Source organism: Sinorhizobium sojae CCBAU 05684, from assembly GCF_002288525.1.
Taxonomy (GTDB): Bacteria; Pseudomonadota; Alphaproteobacteria; order Rhizobiales; family Rhizobiaceae; genus Sinorhizobium; species Sinorhizobium sojae.
In genome coordinates this window covers 253,832-271,576 of record NZ_CP023069.1, presented here as the reverse complement: position 1 = coordinate 271,576, position 17,745 = coordinate 253,832, and the positions used below count along the sequence as shown (strand labels likewise).

Genomic DNA, 17,745 nt, shown 5'->3' with positions numbered 1-17,745 from the left:
GTGCTCGGCTATTGCTCAACAGTTTTTCAGTGCACCTACCGGCAGATGTTTCCGTCCCAGCGACCTTGTGTTGTGGAGCACGCCTTTAGACACATGCAGGCGCCAGGCTATGAACTCAGCTTCCTCACGGGCGTGGCGTAGTTAGCGCTGTGGGAGACCAGTCTTCCGGTCGTCGCTCTCTTTCCTGTCGCCACTGTCTTTTCCTACGTGCAAAAGAGCCGAGCCTGAAGCGGCTATACGTCCCATCATCGAGATTGTCTGAGCTCCCGAAATGTCCTCGACAGCCGCAAGAAACGCATCCATTTGTGGTTTCGTCCCGATGCTGACGCGAATGCAATCTTCCAGACCTTCATCGGGAAGAACGGCCACGAGTATCTTTTTCCGTTTCAAGCAGGCGTGCCACCAAACGCCGTCTCGTCCTGCAGGCACCCGCGCCAGCAAAAAGTTTGCATGGGAGGGCGTTACAGAGAACCCAAGTCGCGACAGCGCCCCCCTCACCCGCTCTCTCTCATGCCTGATATGGCGGTGGTTCTCATTATAGGTGGCGCGGTGGGCCAGGATGCTGACGCCAACCGCATGGCCGATCACATTCATATTGAACATGTTCTGGATATTGCGCAGCCTCCCTATCACCTCAGGATGACCGAAGCCGAAGCCGACGCGAATGCCGGCCGCAGCATAGCTCTTCGAAAACGTTCTTAAGAGCAGAAGATTCGAATAGCGGCTAACGAGGCGCAGAGCGCTGTCGGGAGCGAAGTCCACGTAGGCCTCATCGAGTACCACCAACTGGTCAGATAGTGCGACGAGGCTTTCAATATCAGCAATCGGGACAAATGTTCCTGTCGGGTTGTTCGGATTAGCCAGCAGGATGAACTTTGCCTGCTTTGCAGGACCGAAGAGCAATTCGTGTATCGGCAACAAGGAAGACTCGCCCCATTTTATTTCAAGTAATCGAGCACCTTGCAATTGGGCGAGCTTGCGGTTGTATGCAAAGCCGGGCGACAGCATCGCGACACTGTCACCCGGACCAAGGAATGCTTTATATATGAGCGAAAGAAGTTCGGACGAACCGTTACCGGCGATCACCTGATCCGCGGAAAGATCATAGGATGCAGCGGCGGCTTCCCGCAAACTGATGTTGTCATCCTCTGGATATAAATACTGCCGCTCGAGAGCAGCAACTGCGCTCTGCATTACCGCTTTTGGCAACGCAAATGGATTCTCGTTTGTATCGAGTTTGACATAGCCGGCGTCGGATGCCTGACTGGACGGCAGAGAATTTAGCTGTCTGTACACTTCCGTAAGAGACGAAAGTACGCGCTGCAGCTTTGCATCAGACATAGTTCTCTCCATTCAATTCGCAGAGGATAGTCGCTTTGTCCGACAGTCAACGCGAGTTGGGCTAACAGTGCCGCGCATTCACTGACTCCAACTTGATGAGCGTTCTTCTATTTCGCCCGCATCTATTCAGTAAAATCGTTTGTTTTCATCGCAGCTATTGATGATATGAATTTAACGCTTTATCGACTTTTGATTACTCATCTTCGTCAGTCCGATACCGCCGCTGGCCTCGGCCGGTCACCTCGATCCATTTCATGCCTGGTTCACCCATGCCTTCAAAAATGGCGTCTGTGATCTCCAACCCGTTCCGTTCCGCGCCTGCCGATGAAGAATACTCGCGGCCTCGGTCAGCAAAAGGCGGAGTATTCGTCGCTCTCATGACAAAACGCTAAAATCTCTCAAGGTGCGATAAAGCAGGCGGTGATTTCTTCTATTGCTTGAGCACTGGAGCCAATACTGCCACCAAGGCTGCGAATAGTCCGACGATAAAAAAGCATAAACGCATTGTGGTTGCCTCGGCGAGGAGTCCAATTGCAAAGGGCCCCAACGTCATTGCGCCATATGCGAAGATTGCAACGGACGCGATGGCTTTCCCCGCCGGCACTACAAGATCGGCTGCTGCCCGACTGAAAGCCAATGGTAGGACGGCCGCATAGCCGACCCCCATCAGCACGAAGCCCGCCACGACTAACGGCAAGGTTTCACCGAGGACGATCAACAAAATGCCAAAGACAGCCGAGAAACCGCTTATGCGTGCAACAGTGACTGATCCCCATCGCGTAACCAGAGAATCCGCCTTAAGCCTCATCATCACCATGGCCGCAGAAAAGCCCATGTACCCCAAGGCGGCGTCCGATTCTTCGGTCCCGACTACATCATGCAAATATACAGCACTCCAGTCGAGAGCTGTACCCTCTCCTAGTCCAGAGGCGAGAGCAATGAGCCCCACAAGAAAAAGGCCACTGTTAGGTAACACCAATCCCACTGCACCACTTTCATGCGTTCGGATGGTTGATTGCCAATCGAGCAGAAGGAAGGGTCCGAGCAACCCGCCGATCGTCACGGCCGTAACAAGAAAATGGACGTACACTGGGGTCTGAAAGACTGTAGCAATGTAACCGCCTGCTGCGCCGAGAACGGCCCCCACACTCCACATGGCGTGAAACGACGACATCACTGGCCGTCCCATGTGTTTCTCCACTTCGCTCGCCCAACTATTCACCGCTACGTCCATCGAGCCATGACACATGCCAAAGAGAAATAGGGCGATCGCCAGCAGCGGTATTGTGGGCGCAAGCCCTAGAGCGGCAATCGAAACCAGGAACGGGATCGCGATCATTCGGGCGACCCGCACTGCACCCAAGCTATCGGACAGCCTTCCGGTAATGGGGAACGAAATTAATGCGCCCAACCCTAAAAGCAACAGCAAAACCCCAAAGCTCGCTTTGGCAACGTGAAAGTGACCCATCACGGCGGGAACGCGAGAAGCCCAGGTCCCGAGGAGGATCCCGTTCAACAGAAAGCCTGCAGCGACACCGCGCCAGGGAGTAAGCAACCTACGCATTTCTTCTCCAACATCCCGTAGCTTCTGACGTCGATTGATTGTCCGGTCGTATTCCGGCGCTTGCGTAGCGGACCCTGAGAACTCAGGTCAGCGCTCGCCCATTCCGCGGCAGGCTACAAATGAAAAGATCTCGATCTCCCGTTCTGAGGTCTCAGAATAGGAAATCCGGGCCGGCTGGACTCTTCTTTTCCGCCCTGACCGGTGAAACCGGTGTAGAAAGCATCGCTCGCTTCAAGTCGGATCGTGGTCGGCGACTAAAGCTGCGCTCAAGCTAGCACGAATGAACTACAGATGAATTGATTGAGATCATAGACAGGTTTGCGCAAAAACCACGTTCAATGGCTTTTCAGTGTGGTGAGTCCCGGAGCGATTTTGCCTATAACGCTACTCGGCAATTGCAAATATCGGCCGCCACAATAGACCAACGAACGGCCGTTGCCCTTGCAAATGTCGACAAAACGGCCGAGCATATTCGCATGGGCGTGTCGTTCTATGACATCCTCAAGCTCGCAGTCGATGGTCGCCGCAGCATCCCGAAGGACGGGCGCGGCGCTCAGCCCGCCAAGATTCGGAGAATTGATCGGCGAGTATCGCCTTGGTATTTCAGGACGTTTAAAGGGTGAAGGGCCGTACGAGAGTATCGGACAGACTGGTGACTCATTTCCCAGTGCGGTGGTGCTTGTCTGACTTTATAGAGACACTCTGTCTCCACACAGAAGCGGCCCCATCCATACATCACCGCTCGTGTGCGCCCAAAGACTTGACCAGCATCACGATTCGGCGGCGCAGACGATAGTCGCCCACGCGAGAAAAGGCCCTGATGAGCTCGATCCCTTCCTTGCTTACAACGAATTCAACGACTTCGGGTGGGATGTTAATCTGATTTGAAGCGGACCGCTCCTCCGACCGGATTTTATTAAGCGTATCCTCAAAGAAGTAGGAAGGCTCCACTTTCAGAGCCTTCGAAATCTGCTGAAGCCGACCCGCACCGACGCGGTTCACGCCCTTTTCGTATTTTTGAACCTGTTGAAACGTCACCCCGATAGCTTCGCCGAGAGTCGTTTGGGACATGTTCTGCCACTCACGCCTCTGGCGGATTCGTTGACCGACATGGGCATCCACAGCGTTTGGCTTACGTCTTGTTTGTTCAGAGTTAGTACTCAGCACATTCGTCTCCTCAATTTCGGCTATCTTAGTTCTTCGGGAGATATGATATGAGCTCCACCTCCCGCACATACACTCCTTTAACATACCTCAACTGAAAGTCAGAAACTCAATTGAGACATCTGGAGTCTTCGGCGGCCACCCTAAGCACATTCAGATTATGCTTCAAGTGTGAAGCCTTAGCGGTGGTGCTGATGCGCTTTCGTGAGTAACGCGAGAACCGCTGCTGCAGGGTCAAGCAGTCTCGTTGCCAGCAGGTCACCAGCATCGCAGGAGCAGTCGTGCTAGAGAGCATTCGCCTGTTTGCGCCGAGACACCACATTCTCTCCTGCCGTCGGGCGGAGGGAGGCTGCGATGCGGGACCTCCCTTGCTGCTTCAGGAGTCGCATAGAGCCTGGAATCGAACATCTGGTGACCGCGAGAGGTGATCTTGACTACCCCCATCCCAAGGTAGGACGCTGCCAGCCTAGCTTTCCTTTGGACGGTCATCGGTTCGTTCCCTTGAGGGACGGTCCAACAGTCATTACGGTGGGGTCGGCGGAGAGCAGCCGTTTCGCGACTGCCCGTACGTCCTCCACGGTGACGGCCTGGATCAGTTGTTTGCGACGCTCGACGTAGTCGATGCCGCGATCTTCGAGTTGGATTTGGACCAATGTTTGGGCGACCGCACTAGATGAGTTCAGATTTTCGATCGCATAACCGCCGATGAGCTTTTTCTTTGCCGCAGTGAGCTCGTCCTCACTGACGCCCTCCTCTGACATTCGCCTGACCTCGGCTCGGATGAGGGAGAGCGTCTCTGCGGCCCGATCCGGGCGGGTTCCCGTGCCGATGACGAGCGCCGAAGCATGGTCGATGTTCTCCAAGGTTGAGTAAATGCCGTAAGCGAGGCCCCGCTTCTCGCGCACCTCATTCCAGAGCCTGGATGTGAACGCGCCTCCGCCAAGGATTTGGTTCATGAGATTGGCTGCAAAGAACTGCGGGTCCTTTCGGGGGATTCCCGGGTAAGCTAGGCTCAGTTGGGTCTGAGGTAAGTCATACGCGACGCGAATGGCGCGCCCCAGCTTAGGCACTGCGTCAACGACCGGCGTTAGGGAGGGGCCAGCAGGCAATCCGCCGAATATTCGATCCAGATCACGCTTGAGTGTGCCGGGATCGATCGCTCCCACCACGGCAATGGTAAGGTTGCCGCGCGCGAAAATCCGCTCATGAACCGCCTTCAGATCGGAGGTAGTGACAGCGGCAAGTGTTTGCACGGTGCCCTCCTCCCGACGCGAATACGGATGATCACCATAGATCGCCCTCATCCATGCGAACTGTGCGGCCGTCTCCGGATCCTTGGCTCTTGCCAGGATGCTGGAGACGATTTGGGCACGAAGGCGGTCCACCGGCTGTTGGTCGAAGCGCGGCTGCTCGATTGCCAGCCGGAGAAGTTGGAAAGCCTCATCCTTTCGCGCCGCAAGCACCCGCATATAGCCGTAGACTGCATCGGGCCCCGCCTCAAAGAGCATCTCGGCGCCAGCATCGTCCAGCCGCTCCTGAAAGGCATCGCTGTCAAGATTTCCGGCCCCTTCGTCCAACAGCTCTGTGATCAGATTCACAATGCCTTCCTTCCCAGATGGATCCTGCGTCCTGCCGCCCCGAAATGCGAAGCGGGTGGTGACGATCGGTAGCGAATAGTCCTGCACCAGCCACGCCTTTATCCCGCTCGATGTCTCGACCTCCTCTATGGCCATGCCCGCAAGCGCTGGACACGCGGCAAGGCCCAGCAATATGCATGCCACGACGAGTGAGGGCTTGGCCCCGATGCGCAGTCGGCTGAACGATATCATCGGCTTTTATCTCCTGAGGTAGCGCTTTCGCGGGGCAGCAGATACCCCGCTACGGACCGGTCGGGACTGAGGTATTTCCTGGCAGCCGCTTGCACCTCTGCCGCCTTTACGGCGCGGATCCTAAGTGGCCACGCCTCTACGTCGTGTGCAGTATCGCCTGTCGCAAGCGCCGCCCCATAAATGCCGGCCATTCCCGACTGGCTGTCGCGCGCGAAGATTATCGAGCGCACGAAGCGGTTTTTGGCCTTCTCGAGCTCGACATCCGTAATGCCGAACTCGATGATCTTCCGAATTTCAGCGTCTATCGCATCCTCCACCTCCTCAATCTTCGCCTCGCCGCGCGGCGAGCCAAAAACCGTGAAGCTCGACGGATCGAGCGACCTTCCGTTGAAATAGGCCCCGCCAGATGAGGCTATTGCCTGTTTGACTACCAGCTCCTGATAGATCCGGCTGCGCGTTCCCCCGCCGAGAATCTCCGACAGGATATCGAGGGCTTCCGCTTCGCCCTGCTCAGCTGTTCCGTAGGACGTCGTTACCCAGGATTTTTGGAAGCTCGGCACCGTGACGCGCGGGTCGGTGAGCGCGACGATACGTTTAGTGTTCTGCTCCGGCTCCTGCGGCCTCACCCGCGCCGGCAGATCCGGACCGCGAGGCAGGGTCCCGAAGGTCTCGTCCGCTAGCCGCCGCACCCTGCCGGCGTCCACGTCGCCTGCCACGACCAGAATGGCATTGTTGGGGGCATAGTAGCGGTCGTAGAACTTTAGTGCGTCTTCGCGATTAAGCTGTTCCATTTCATGCATCCAGCCGATCGTCGGGATGCGGTAAGGGTGGTTCTGATACAAGGTCGCCTGCATCTCCTCCTCAAGTAGCTGCTCCGGACTGTTCTCGACGCGCCAGCGTCGCTCCTCAAGAATGACATCGCGTTCGGGTACGATCACCGCATCGGTGAGAACGAGATGGCGCATCCGGTCAGCTTCGAATTCCATTATTGTTTTGAGCGACTCTGGCGTGACCGTCTGATGGTAGGCGGTGTAGTCGGAACCCGTGAAGGCGTTCTCCTCACCGCCGATCTCCGCGATCTTTGCGCTAAACTCTCCGGACGGATGCTTCTTCGTTCCCTTGAACATCAGATGCTCCAGGAAATGAGCAATGCCGGATTTGCCGGGTGGCTCGTCGGCATTGCCGACCTTATACCAGATCATCTGCGTGACGATCGGCGCCCGGTGATCAGGTATGACGACTACCTCCATGCCGTTGCCCAGCATGAAATTTGCAACCTCGGCTTCGCGAAGGGGGCTCTCGTCGGCCGCCATTGCTGAGGTCATCAGAAATTGCAGTGCGACCATACATAGGACAAATGCACAGATACGCGAACACACTCCATCATGGCTCGTCGACCGCTGTGGCAAATGCGACCGTGCAGTGCCAGCTCGACCATCGCTTGGCGAGTACCACCTCTTCCTTCTTCTCCAAGGTTCTGCAGTAGGGTGGCCGGGCGCGGGCCCCGACCCCGGCATAAAGAACGGTTCTGACATTTCGACATTCTTCGCACAATTCTCGTCGACGCTGGCACGTCAGCAGAGCAAAATACGTGCCACGGAAAAACCGTTTAGATTCAAGCACCTTTGGATCGAACTAGCTATGTCAGCATTCTAACATTGTCGTATGTCGAACAATGACAGCCTGGCGGCTAAAAGTGGACCGCCGCGTCCAAAACCGACAGGCGGCGATCCGTAGAGGCTGGCCTTCTGCCGAGTAGGCGAGCGCGCTCGGTCCCGCCCGACATGGTTCCGCGCGGTCATTGGCACTATAACGGTGCCATACTTCCCGTTCACGCCTGCCGATCGTCTTATTGCTCCGTTCCTGGGTCTATGCGGCGCCGCATATTCGTGTCCGCCAAGGCGCTCCCTGCGACATGCAGGGCTTCGTCGAAAAAGCCGATAAGAAACCCAAGCGCCGCAATGCGCTCTCTGTGCCGGCCATGATCAAGGCAATGGTAGCTGGGTCCGATTTGCAAGATGAATGGTGTTGAACCCAGTCTACCAATTTCTTCATCGGCATCGCCAACCGCCACTCGCCAAAGACATCGACGCGCTCATGCGTGGGTCCATGCACAACGGATCAGCGTCTCACAAGTAGCTGAGACTCCCCGACGTGCTCATGGCGATCTCACAACGGCAGAGCGCTTGGGCGGAAACGCCGCGTACGATCCATCGGACAATGAGATGGTTATTAGCCCTATTGCCGATGGGCCTTGATTCAAGTCAAGGCCCCGCACCACGCATTACCTCATCCTTGAGCACGGAAGATTACCTTAGAGAAATCACGGAAAGGGACTGGAGTGTATGATCGCTAGGATCAAGACGTTTGCGCCCCCCACAAACCGGTCATTAGCTCCAGCCACCGCCGATCGGCTGGCCTTATTGGCAGGTTCTCACGAGGACCAACTGGCTCTCTGTGACCGTCTCGAGGCCATTGCAAACGGCCTTCCGTACGGAGTCGACCGTAGTATATGCGCTCACGCCGGAAAGATGCTTGGCCCGCACTTACGGAATCTTCACGAGAGAGAAGAAGCTGCTGTTTTCGCGTGGACAGAGGAGAAGCTGGGGGACGATCCATCAGTGTTAAGTACTTTGGGTCTGCTCAAGTATGAGCATTGCGAAGACGAATGCTTCGCCGAGGAATTGGCGGAAGTGTTGGGTCGGCTGGCGACGGCGGATGCTACTGTCAATCCGGAGGCAGCGGGCTATATGCTCCGTGGTTTCTTCACCAATTTGCGTCGGCATGTGCGCTTCGAGCAGCAGTGCTTTCGTAACCTAACTGCTGATCGCTCAGGCTGCTGACGCATCCCGTTCCTGACCGATGCCAACGGGGCATTCGAAGATCCTCTCTGAGTGCCCGCGCCGCCAATTGCCTCCTGACTCCAAGGCAGGGATTCACCCTGAATCACGCGAGGAAATCAATGTCGTGCCAATTCTGTCTCATTCCGAGTTCGGCGGACTTGCTCTGGCTCTCAGGTGGCTGGGCAGTTCGTTGTTCTACGTCGGCTGCTAGCTGCGGGACGGGGTCGACGGTCGGCGATGTCTACGTCTTTCGTCAGCTTGCGCGACGGCAAAGGCTCTTTGGGGACTGTCGTTTCGACTACGATTGCATTTATAGCGGCCAAAGTCGTTTTCCGGAGTCCGTTCGTCAGATCAAGCAACAATTTTGTCGGCCGCTACATGGGTCTGGCAGTTCTTCGGGCAGACGCGGGCGCAGGCTCCGCAGCCGATGCAGCGGCCGGCGTGATCGACAACCATGATCGTGCGGCTGAGCTCGCCATCGAAGTCGTCGTCCTCGCCATCGCAGGCCCCGAGGATCTCACCGGATTCGTCGATGCCGTGCAGATGCATGACCTCGCGCGAGCAGACCTTGAAGCAGCGGCCGCAACCAATGCACGTCATGGCGTCAATGGCCGTCAGATATTGCGGCATCCATGTGGAGCCGTCGCGGGTAAAGAAATGACTTGTCATCGTTGGTTCTCCAATCAGGATCTGTCTCTCCGCATCCGCCACAGGCAAAAAAGTAAAATCTCTTCCGAGATCGGACGTGACCTCATCCGTCACATCCGCTGAAATTCCGGTCTTGTCGGCCGACTTTTCGGGGCGGTCTGCTAGTCAGCGGCCATTGCAAAGACTTGGCTAGGCATTTTTGAGCCTCGCCCTGTGGAAAGATCGCGGCAGCGGGACCGGTGCGCGTGGGGAGGAGTGGTCCCGCTGCCTGACGTCGGCTCTCCAGGGGAAATGAGAGCCGGCGGTTCGTCATCGCCTAGATCGACCGTCAACCGCGCCACTTGGGTGCGTGGATGGCGGTTATCGCTTCGGTCTCCGGCGAGCTTCCTATTGGAAGACTGACGGATGGTGTTCCGTCAATACGACTCTGCCCGGTCGTGAGAAGCACCCCGAAGCCCTCGTACACGGAGCGAACGGACGGTTCGAGCGCAAGCCCGGCGGTGGTGTGGAAAGCTTTGAGCCTCCACGGCACGTCCGCATCGAAATCGCGGATGATCGCGTACCACGCTGGCGCGCTGTCCCGCGGCATTGATTCCAGGATGAAGCGGCCGGAGTTACTCTTCAGGTTGCCGCCGACACTACCGACTTTCGGTCCGAGATCAAAAAAAACAGCGAGCGCATTCTGGGCGGCGGTGCACGTGTCGATGCCTCCCTCGCAGCCGAATGCGACCTGACCTAGACCTGCCACGTTGCTTGCCTCATTCGTACCCTGCCGATCCCCGGCTTTCCAGCCTCTTAGATGGCATGTCGGCAAGACTCGTGCCACTCGGGTGCTCGACTTGAAAAGAAGCTTGTTATGTTAGCATTTCAGGCATTTAGCCGGGAGGCAAGGAAGGGAACAGTCGACAAGAATGTGTCGCTTTACCGACAAGAGTGTCGAAGCGGCTGTTTGAATTACTACACATGGTTCTCATCGGCGGCTACCGAACTAGTACTCAAGCGGTACAGATAAAGTGCCCGGGGCAGACGGCGGCGCGCGTCGCTGAGGTTGATGCACGGGCTCATACCCTCCGTTTCGGAAAAATCCACTATTTACTCGCCCTCAAGCCGCCCACGGGCGTAGCCCTAATCCTTGGCCGATCGCCTTGGCGCCGGCAGCATGCCTTTTGCCGGATCGATCGTCAGGCCCGAGCCACTTCGGGATAGGTTTCAATGGCGGCGGTCGCATCATCCACCAGCTTTGCACCGGCTTCCGCGAGCTTGCGAAGTGTCGCGAAGCCGAAGCGGTGGACGTCGCGCACTGTTTTCGAAAATACGACCAGCCGTCCGGTCGTTAGAAGCACTCGTCCGAAGCCCTCATGGCTGATCATCGTGATCGGCGACGCTACCAAACCGGTACGTGCTTCGATTGAAAGCGCGACGGCGGTATAAAAGATATTGAACCGCAACATGACGTCCGGACCGGGATCGCCGATGATCGGGATTTCTCGACGCTGCTCTTCAGTGATGACGAAGTTGGCCAACAACTCCGCGTCCGATGCGCGGTCTTGCGATCCGTAGGTATCCTGCGCGCGGACCAGCCGCGCGAGGCATTTGACAAACGGCGTGACAAGGGCCGCCTCGTCCACCTTGACATCAGGCGTGCCCGTATTGATGGACGTTTTTTTCATGATTAAGTCCTCGTCCTCGAATGGTTTTTTCTCTGCGACGCCCGCTTGCGCCAGCACCTTGCGCAACCACGGCGGAGGGGCCGTCTTGAGCATTTTCTGGGTTCGTGAAAGTACGTCTTGAATGGCTTCCGGCTCTCCCACTCTAATCGGATGAATTTTCGCAGAGACGACCCTGGCTGCGGAAGGGCCGCCGATAGCCCGACAAAAGAGGAGATGACAGCCTGTCAACGCGGTCACCTTTGGGGTGATGCGGTCCTCGCCCTCGATCGGATGCTTCCCGGATTCGTCGGAGACGTCATCGAAGCTCACAGCTTCCACGAAATCCCAGCCGTCGCGCGACACGTCGTAGACTGCAAAGTGCTTGGCCGACCCGAAATGGGCGTTTAGGACTTTCATGTCCTGCGTCGCGATCGCTATGCGCAATGCGCCGGAACGCCGCGGCTGGATTTCGTCAGTGACGAGCGAGAGGCGACGAACGGAATTCATCCGGCATTTCTCCGCTTTCGCATTGCATCGATTTTCTCAAGCGACGGCGCGGGCTGGTTGGCCTGGATGATGTTGGCCGCCTCGAAGATCAGGTCGCGCGTGCCACGATAGAGAACTGTGAGTTTGTGCTGGCTGCCGAGGCGGTCGAATATCGGGAAGCCGATCCGCAGCAGAGGGATGCCGAGGCGCTCCGCTGCCTGGCGTCCGTGCGAATGGGTAACGAGAAGATCAGCGCCGCCTGCTAGCTCTTCGAGATCACCGAGATCGCCGATCTGGACCTTTTCGGCCGGGACTTTCTCGATAATTTCTGACTCACCCGTAGTCGTAACGGCCGAGATGATCTCGGCGCCAAGTCCCGTAAAAAAGGTGGCAAATTGGTACAGCTGGTCCGGCTCGGTGGCGATCGCGATCTTCTTGCCGGCGAAATGGAAGTGTCCGTCGAGAAGCGCGTCTTGCAGCTGTGAGCGGTGACGGTGGATTTTCGCCGGCGCCGGCACGCAGGAAATCTCGGAAAGAAGCGAGACAAACTGGTCGACGTTCTTCAATCCCGTTAGTGACTGGACCAATACGTAAGGCACACCCGTCAACGTCTGCAGTAGCTCAGCCGGGCGCCGCATATGTTCCCCGATGGCGATGCACTGCACCGCCCTACCCAACTCCTGTATATCCTCGATGCTTGTACCTCCATACGTTGTCGGCATCCAGCGGTCGGGCACCGTACCGTCGAGGGAGCCTGAGACGTCCGGCACGATCACCGGCCTCAGCCCGAAACCTTCCACCATCTCGCGCAGATGCTCGATATCGCCTACCGTGAGGTGCCATCCGGGCAGGATCGCAACCTTCTTTTGCTTCCACGGCTGCTCGCTAGGTTTTGTAATCCTCTCGATCAGTGTTGCCTTTCTCGAGCGAGGCGCCTGCTGACCCCGCAGTGTAATCTGTTGGATCATCGCGGCGACGGCCCTCGCCCAGCCCTCCTCCAAGGCGCCATCGAAATCCGGCGTGTTTGCCAGCACGACCTCTGTGCCTGCAAGTTTCTCCGCATGCGTCATTTTGATGTTGGCGATTTGCCTTGCGAAATCTTCAGAACGGGTTTCCACAAGTGCCGTCGTGCAGATCCCGATCAGCCGCGGATTCGCCCGCTTTTTCAAGTTCAGAATCGCCTCTTCCAGATGGGCTGCCCCGCCCAAGACTGTTGCCAATTCGTCCATTGCCGTCGTCTGCAGCGGGATCGTTTCCTTGAAATGGCGCACGCATAGCACTAGCGCGAAGCTAGTGCAGCCTTGGCTGCCGTGGAACAGCGGTATCGCGCCATCGACCCCGAGAAAGGCTAACGCGGCACCCAGCGGTTGGGACGACTTGAGCGGATTGACCGTCGCTGATTTAGATTGGCGATGGATGTGGACCATTTGCTTTCCTCAACACTCAACGAAGTAACCGGCGTCGTGCCGGCGAATTGAGCGCCCGACACTCGTAGCATCAGAGTCGGGGCGCGTGTTCGGCAGCGGTTCCTGTGTAGCAGGACGGCTTTCCCAGGGTGCCGGCTCCCTCACCTGCGACCAGACCGGGTTGTGAATCGCAAGGTCAATCTGGCGCACGAGTTCCACCGTGCCGTCATAGCCCGCATAGGGGCGGTGACGCTCTTGGTTGATATCAACCCAGGGCATCTTGGCCTTCAGCGCAATGAATTGCGTGCGCCCGCCCGACAGCATGATGTCAGCCTTATGTTCTGAGAGCATGGCATAGAGCTCTCGGGGCGACATCGACTCGAACATCTGGAGATCGTCCTTAAGCACCTGTCTGATGCGCTCCTTGTCCTCGACCGTCGATTTCTTGACCGAGGTGCCAACGATCTCCATGCCGATCTCCATCAGCGCATGAACAAGCGACCAGGATTTCACGCCGCCGGTGTTGATGAGCACCCGCTTGCCTTTAAGTCGCGGCCGGTATTCCTCGAGCTTTTTCCACGCAATCGCCTCCTCCTCCGCAATGAGTGCATCGGTGCGGTCGAGGATCTCTTGATCGGCACCCTTCTTTACGAGCAGATCGGCAATCTGTCGGAGTGCTTCCGAGGTGGCGGTGATGCCGTAGAAGGATCCCTCGAAGAACGGGATATCCCAGCGCTCCTCCATTTTGCGGGCAAGGTTGATCAACGCCGTAGAGCACACCAACATGGCTGCTCGAGCGCGATGAGCGGAGGCAATGTCGAGATAGCGGGCGTCACCGGGAATGCAGGCGCGAACACGGATGCCAAGCCTCTCCAAGAGTGGCCTTACCAACCAGAACTCACCAGACAGGTTGAACTCGCCAAGGATATTGATGTCGCAAGGGCCGGCATCATCTGGCTCCACCGTGCCGATGACATGGTCGAGCAACGCCTCGCCAGCCAGCTTGTTGCCGAGGTTCTTCGGACCGACGAAGCCCGGCGAATTGATCGGCACCACCGGTAGGCCGCACGTTTCCTCAGCGCGCTTGCAGACCGCTTCGATGTCGTCGCCGATAAGCGCCGTTACACACGTCGCATAGACAAAGATTGCCGGCGGCTGATACGCTTCTTTAATCTGGCGGATCGCTTTGAAGAGCTTCCGCTCGCTGTTCCCCATAACTATGTCTTGCTCGGTGAGATCGGTCGTGAAGCTGGTGCGCCAAAGCGTCGGACCGGACGACGCCGTACCTCGGTTGTCCCAGGAATTGCCTTCGCAGGCGAGTGGAGCATGAACCAGATGCGCAACGTCGGTGATCGGCTGCAGCACGATCTTGGCGCCATCGAAGGCGCAGCCTCCGGCCGCCGCGCCGGGGGTCAGCGGTTTCGAACAGCCTTTACTGCGTGCGTTGGAATCCTTGCTGCGATTTCTCTCACAGGCAGGCTCATCGAAGACATCTTGGATTTTGACATTGAGCGAAGACATTCGCTAATCTCCAGATTGCATCAGGAGACGGCCGGCGTTTTGCCGACCGCCGCTCTAGCGGGTCAGGTCATAGGAATAATCGGTCACCGCCGTCTGCATCGTTTCGCGATCGAGGCGGTCGAAGATCGTGTCGAGGATCGTCGTCAGCAGGCGCAGGCCGCCCTGGTAGCCCATGAGCGGAAAGCGGTGGTGGTGGTGGCGGTCGAAGATCGGGAACATCAGCCGGATCAGCGGCGTGCCGGTATCGCGCTCGAGATACTTGCCGTAGGAATTGCCGATCAGCAGGTCGACCGGCTCGGTGAAGAGCAGCGAGCGCAAGGCCCAGAGATCCTTTCCCGGCCAGACCTTTGCCTGCTTGCCGAAGGGAGAAGAGGCGAGCAGCTCGGTCATCTCGGCCTGCCAGGCCGCCGTGCCGTTGGTGGCGAGGCAATGCCGCGGCTCGCCGCCGGTCTCCATGACGAAGCGGGCCATGGCGTAGACGAAGTCCGGATCGCCGTAGATCGCGTATGTCTTGCCATGCAGCCAGGATTGGCTGTCGGCCATGGCGTCGACCAGCCGGCCGCGTTCCAGGCGTATCGTCTCGGGGATTTCCCGGCCGGAAATCGCCGACACCTTCATCAGGAACGCGTCGGTGGCGTTGATCCCGAGCGGGTAATGGAAGACGGCGGTGGCCTGACCGACCTCCCGGCAATATTCGAGCGTCTTGCGGCTGTTGTAGTGCTGCAGCGACAGCGTCGCCTCGGCATTGAGTGCCGCCCTCAGCGCCTTGATCGTCGTGCCCCGTCATACATGCGGTATTCGCCGTCGGACGGCGTATCGAACTGGTCGGAGGCATCCTGGATGAAGGTGTAGGACACGCCCATCAGGGTGAGCAGGCGCTGGAGCTCGCGGTTGTTGCCGACGCAAAAGCCGTCGAAGCCCGGGATGATGTTGATCGTGCCGGCCGCTTGCGTGCGCGCCTGGCCCTTCCAGAAGTGCTCCAGGATGCCCTTGACCATGCTGTCATAGCCGTCGACATGGCTGCCGACGAAGGCGGGCGTGTGAGCGAACGGCACGTCGAATTCGGGCGGGACTGCGCCTTCGCTCTTGGCGTTCTCAATGAAGCCATGCAGGTCGTCGCCGATGACCTCGGCCATACAGGTGGTGGAGACGGCAATCATCTTCGGATCGTAGAGCGCGTAGGTATTGGCGAGCCCGTCGACCAGGTTCTTCAGGCCGCCGAACACCGCCGCATCCTCGGTCATCGAGGACGAAACGGCCGAAGCCGGCTCCTTGAAGTGGCGCGACAAGTGCGAGCGATAATAGGCCACGCAGCCCTGACTGCCATGGACGAACGACATCGTCCGCTCGAAGCCGGCGGCTGCGAACACCGCCCCCAACGGTTGACAGGCCTTGGCGGGGTTGACGACGAGCGCCTCGCGGGCGAGGTTTTTCTCGCGATATTCCCAGCCCTTGCTGTATTCGCGCTGGTCCGTGACGAGCCGTTCGGGGTGCGGACATTCGAAGTTCAGCTTCTTCTCCGCGAGCATCTGCCGGTATTCCGGCTCGCGAAACAGCGGCGCATGGTCGAGTATCTTCTCAGCCGATTGCGGCATGGTGTTTGACCCTTCTTGATCTGGCCTCTTAGGCCAGGGATGTTCGAGAGGTTTCCGGTCTTGCCGCGGTCCTCGTGCCGCGCAAGACCGGACGATCATTCGGCTGCAACTGCGGCCGTCGGCACGGTCATTTTCTTCCAGGGCGCGTCGTAAAGATCCCAGACCGGATTGTTGATGGCGAGATCCATGTCGCGGGCGAAGATGGCGAAGCCGTCATAGCCGTGATAGGGGCCGGAATAATCCCAGGAGTGCATCTGGCGAAACGGGATGCCCATCTTCTGCACCGGATACTTCTCCTTGATGCCGGAGCCGACCAGATCGGGGCGGATCCGCTCGATGAACGTGTCCAGTTCGTAACTGGTCGCGTCGTCATAGATCAGCGTGCCCGTCTTCACGTAGTGGCCGGTGCGCTGATAGTCGTCGTTGTGGGCGAATTCGTAGCCGGTGCCGACGATCTGCATGCCGAGGTCCTCATAGGCGGTGATGACGTGGCGGGGGCGCAAACCACCGACATAGAGCATCACTCGCTTGCCCTGGAGGCGCGGCCAGTACTTGTCGATCACGGCGTCGACCAGCGGCCGGTACTTGGCGATGACCCTCTCGGCCCGTTCTTCGATCGTCGGGCCGAAATGCCTGGCTATCTTGCGCAGAGAGGCTTCGATCTGGGAGGGGCCGAAGAAGTTGTATTCCATCCAGGGGATGGCGTATCTTTCCTCCATGTGCCGGCAGATGTAGTTCATCGACCGGTAGCAGTGGATGAGGTTGAGCTTGGCCCTGGGGGCCCGCTCCACTTCCGCGAGCGTGGCGTCGCCCGACCAGTTGCCGACGACGCGCAGCCCGATCTCCTCGAGCAGGATGCGCGACGCCCAGGCGTCGCCGCCGATGTTGTAATCGCCGATGACGTTGACATCGTAGGGACCGGTTTCGAACTCGACGTCCGTCTTGTCGTCCGCCTTGTCGAACACCCAGTCGCGGATGGCGTCGTTGGCGATGTGATGGCCGAGCGACTGCGAGACGCCGCGGAAGCCTTCGCAGCGCACCGGCACGATCGTCGTTTCGTGTTCGACGGCCTTCTTGCGCGACACCGCTTCGATGTCGTCGCCAATCAGGCCGATCGGACATTCGGACTGGATGGTGATGCCGTTGTTGAGGGGAAACAGCTCCTCGATCTCGTCGATGACCTGTTCCAGCTTCTTGTCGCCACCAAAGACGATGTCCTTCTCCTGAAAGTCGGAGGTGAACTGCATCGTCACGAAGGTGTCGACGCCGGTGGTGCCGACATAATAGTTGCGGCGCTGCGACCAGGAATACTGACCGCAGCCAACCGGGCCGTGCGAGATGTGGACCATATCCTTGACCGGGCCCCAGACCACGCCCTTCGAGCCCGCATAGGCGCAGCCGCGGATCGTCATCACCCCGGGGATCGACTTGATGTTCGACTTCACGTCGCATTCGGAGAGGGTCTCGCCCTCCTCCCCGACCGCCTCGCGGTCCGATGCGACACTGAGGTGCTTTTGGCGACGCTTGGCCGCCTTGTGTGGGTACTGCGACAGCACTTGCGTGATCAGCTCCTGATGGAGCGCACTGTCATTCTCGTAATCGAGGCTCATTGGCCTGCCCCCTTTTTTGCGTGTCCTCCAAGAAGAGGCACCATTGGTGGAATGTCGCACCGGATCACCGTCCCGGGCAGCGTCTGCGG

The 17,745-nt window shown here is 58.3% G+C and carries 13 protein-coding genes and 2 pseudogenes; 2 read left to right on the top strand and 13 right to left on the bottom strand.

Translation table 11 applies throughout. From position 1 onward, the window contains the following. Positions 1–141 precede the first annotated feature (141 nt). Positions 142–1,341 carry a histidinol-phosphate transaminase gene (hisC, locus tag SJ05684_RS28585; RefSeq protein ID WP_014857627.1) on the bottom strand — a complete coding sequence of 400 codons (1,200 nt, stop codon included), beginning with the start codon at positions 1,339–1,341 and terminating at the stop codon, positions 142–144. A 430-nt stretch (positions 1,342–1,771) separates the two neighbouring features. After that, a complete protein-coding gene (locus tag SJ05684_RS28575; protein ID WP_034859526.1) occupies positions 1,772–2,905 on the bottom strand; it encodes an MFS transporter in 1,134 nt (377 codons plus the stop codon). 296 nt (positions 2,906–3,201) lie between these two features. On the opposite strand from SJ05684_RS28575, the gene SJ05684_RS29920 reads away from it, so the two are divergent. Next, positions 3,202–3,528, top strand: a complete 327-nt coding sequence (locus SJ05684_RS29920) for a hypothetical protein (RefSeq protein WP_153458739.1) — start codon at positions 3,202–3,204, stop codon at positions 3,526–3,528. A gap of 112 nt (positions 3,529–3,640) precedes the next feature. Here the strand turns inward: SJ05684_RS29920 and SJ05684_RS28570 are convergent, their stop codons facing one another. The 3 genes from SJ05684_RS28570 to SJ05684_RS28560 form a co-directional block, all read right to left on the bottom strand. Continuing rightward, the gene (locus SJ05684_RS28570; RefSeq protein WP_014857631.1) at positions 3,641–4,072 is read right to left on the bottom strand and encodes a helix-turn-helix domain-containing protein; all 432 of its coding nucleotides are present in this window, start codon (positions 4,070–4,072) and stop codon (positions 3,641–3,643) included. A 482-nt stretch (positions 4,073–4,554) separates the two neighbouring features. Then, positions 4,555–5,898 (bottom strand): M16 family metallopeptidase, encoded by a 1,344-nt coding sequence (locus SJ05684_RS28565; protein ID WP_014857632.1) that lies wholly within the window; start codon positions 5,896–5,898, stop codon positions 4,555–4,557. Next, positions 5,895–7,433 carry a M16 family metallopeptidase gene (locus tag SJ05684_RS28560; protein WP_014857633.1) on the bottom strand — a complete coding sequence of 513 codons (1,539 nt, stop codon included), beginning with the start codon at positions 7,431–7,433 and terminating at the stop codon, positions 5,895–5,897. The genes SJ05684_RS28565 and SJ05684_RS28560 overlap by 4 nt, the downstream gene beginning before the upstream one ends. Before the next feature lie 810 nt (positions 7,434–8,243). Between SJ05684_RS28560 and SJ05684_RS28545 the strand changes: the two genes are divergently transcribed. Continuing rightward, positions 8,244–8,741, top strand: a complete 498-nt coding sequence (locus tag SJ05684_RS28545) for a hemerythrin domain-containing protein (protein ID WP_015633443.1) — start codon at positions 8,244–8,246, stop codon at positions 8,739–8,741. Between the two features lie 351 nt (positions 8,742–9,092). On the opposite strand, the gene fdxB is transcribed toward SJ05684_RS28545, so the two are convergent. The 8 genes and pseudogenes from fdxB to nifD all read right to left on the bottom strand — a co-directional run bounded on the left by fdxB (position 9,093) and on the right by nifD (position 17,656). After that, a complete protein-coding gene (gene fdxB, locus SJ05684_RS28535) occupies positions 9,093–9,410 on the bottom strand; it encodes a ferredoxin III, nif-specific (protein ID WP_015633444.1) in 318 nt (105 codons plus the stop codon). A gap of 307 nt (positions 9,411–9,717) precedes the next feature. Further along, the gene (locus SJ05684_RS28530; protein WP_034859525.1) at positions 9,718–10,137 is read right to left on the bottom strand and encodes a hypothetical protein; all 420 of its coding nucleotides are present in this window, start codon (positions 10,135–10,137) and stop codon (positions 9,718–9,720) included. A 433-nt stretch (positions 10,138–10,570) separates the two neighbouring features. Next, positions 10,571–11,059, bottom strand: coding sequence for a NifX-associated nitrogen fixation protein (locus SJ05684_RS29915; protein ID WP_034859528.1), 489 nt, complete (start codon positions 11,057–11,059; stop codon positions 10,571–10,573). 6 nt (positions 11,060–11,065) lie between these two features. Continuing rightward, positions 11,066–11,545: pseudogene (gene nifX / locus SJ05684_RS29910) on the bottom strand (nitrogen fixation protein NifX); the annotation flags it as partial. Further along, complete coding sequence (gene nifN, locus SJ05684_RS28520) at positions 11,542–12,951, bottom strand: nitrogenase iron-molybdenum cofactor biosynthesis protein NifN (RefSeq protein WP_014857641.1); 1,410 nt, start codon at positions 12,949–12,951, stop codon at positions 11,542–11,544. The gene nifN and the pseudogene nifX, both read right to left, overlap by 4 nt. A 9-nt stretch (positions 12,952–12,960) precedes the next feature. After that, on the bottom strand, positions 12,961–14,451 hold the full coding sequence (gene nifE, locus SJ05684_RS28515) for a nitrogenase iron-molybdenum cofactor biosynthesis protein NifE (protein ID WP_014857642.1): 1,491 nt from the start codon (positions 14,449–14,451) through the stop codon (positions 12,961–12,963). 54 nt (positions 14,452–14,505) lie between these two features. Next, a pseudogene (nifK, locus tag SJ05684_RS28510) lies at positions 14,506–16,046 on the bottom strand (nitrogenase molybdenum-iron protein subunit beta). 95 nt (positions 16,047–16,141) lie between these two features. Beyond that, complete coding sequence (nifD, locus tag SJ05684_RS28505; protein WP_014857528.1) at positions 16,142–17,656, bottom strand: nitrogenase molybdenum-iron protein alpha chain; 1,515 nt, start codon at positions 17,654–17,656, stop codon at positions 16,142–16,144. Positions 17,657–17,745 lie beyond the last annotated feature (89 nt).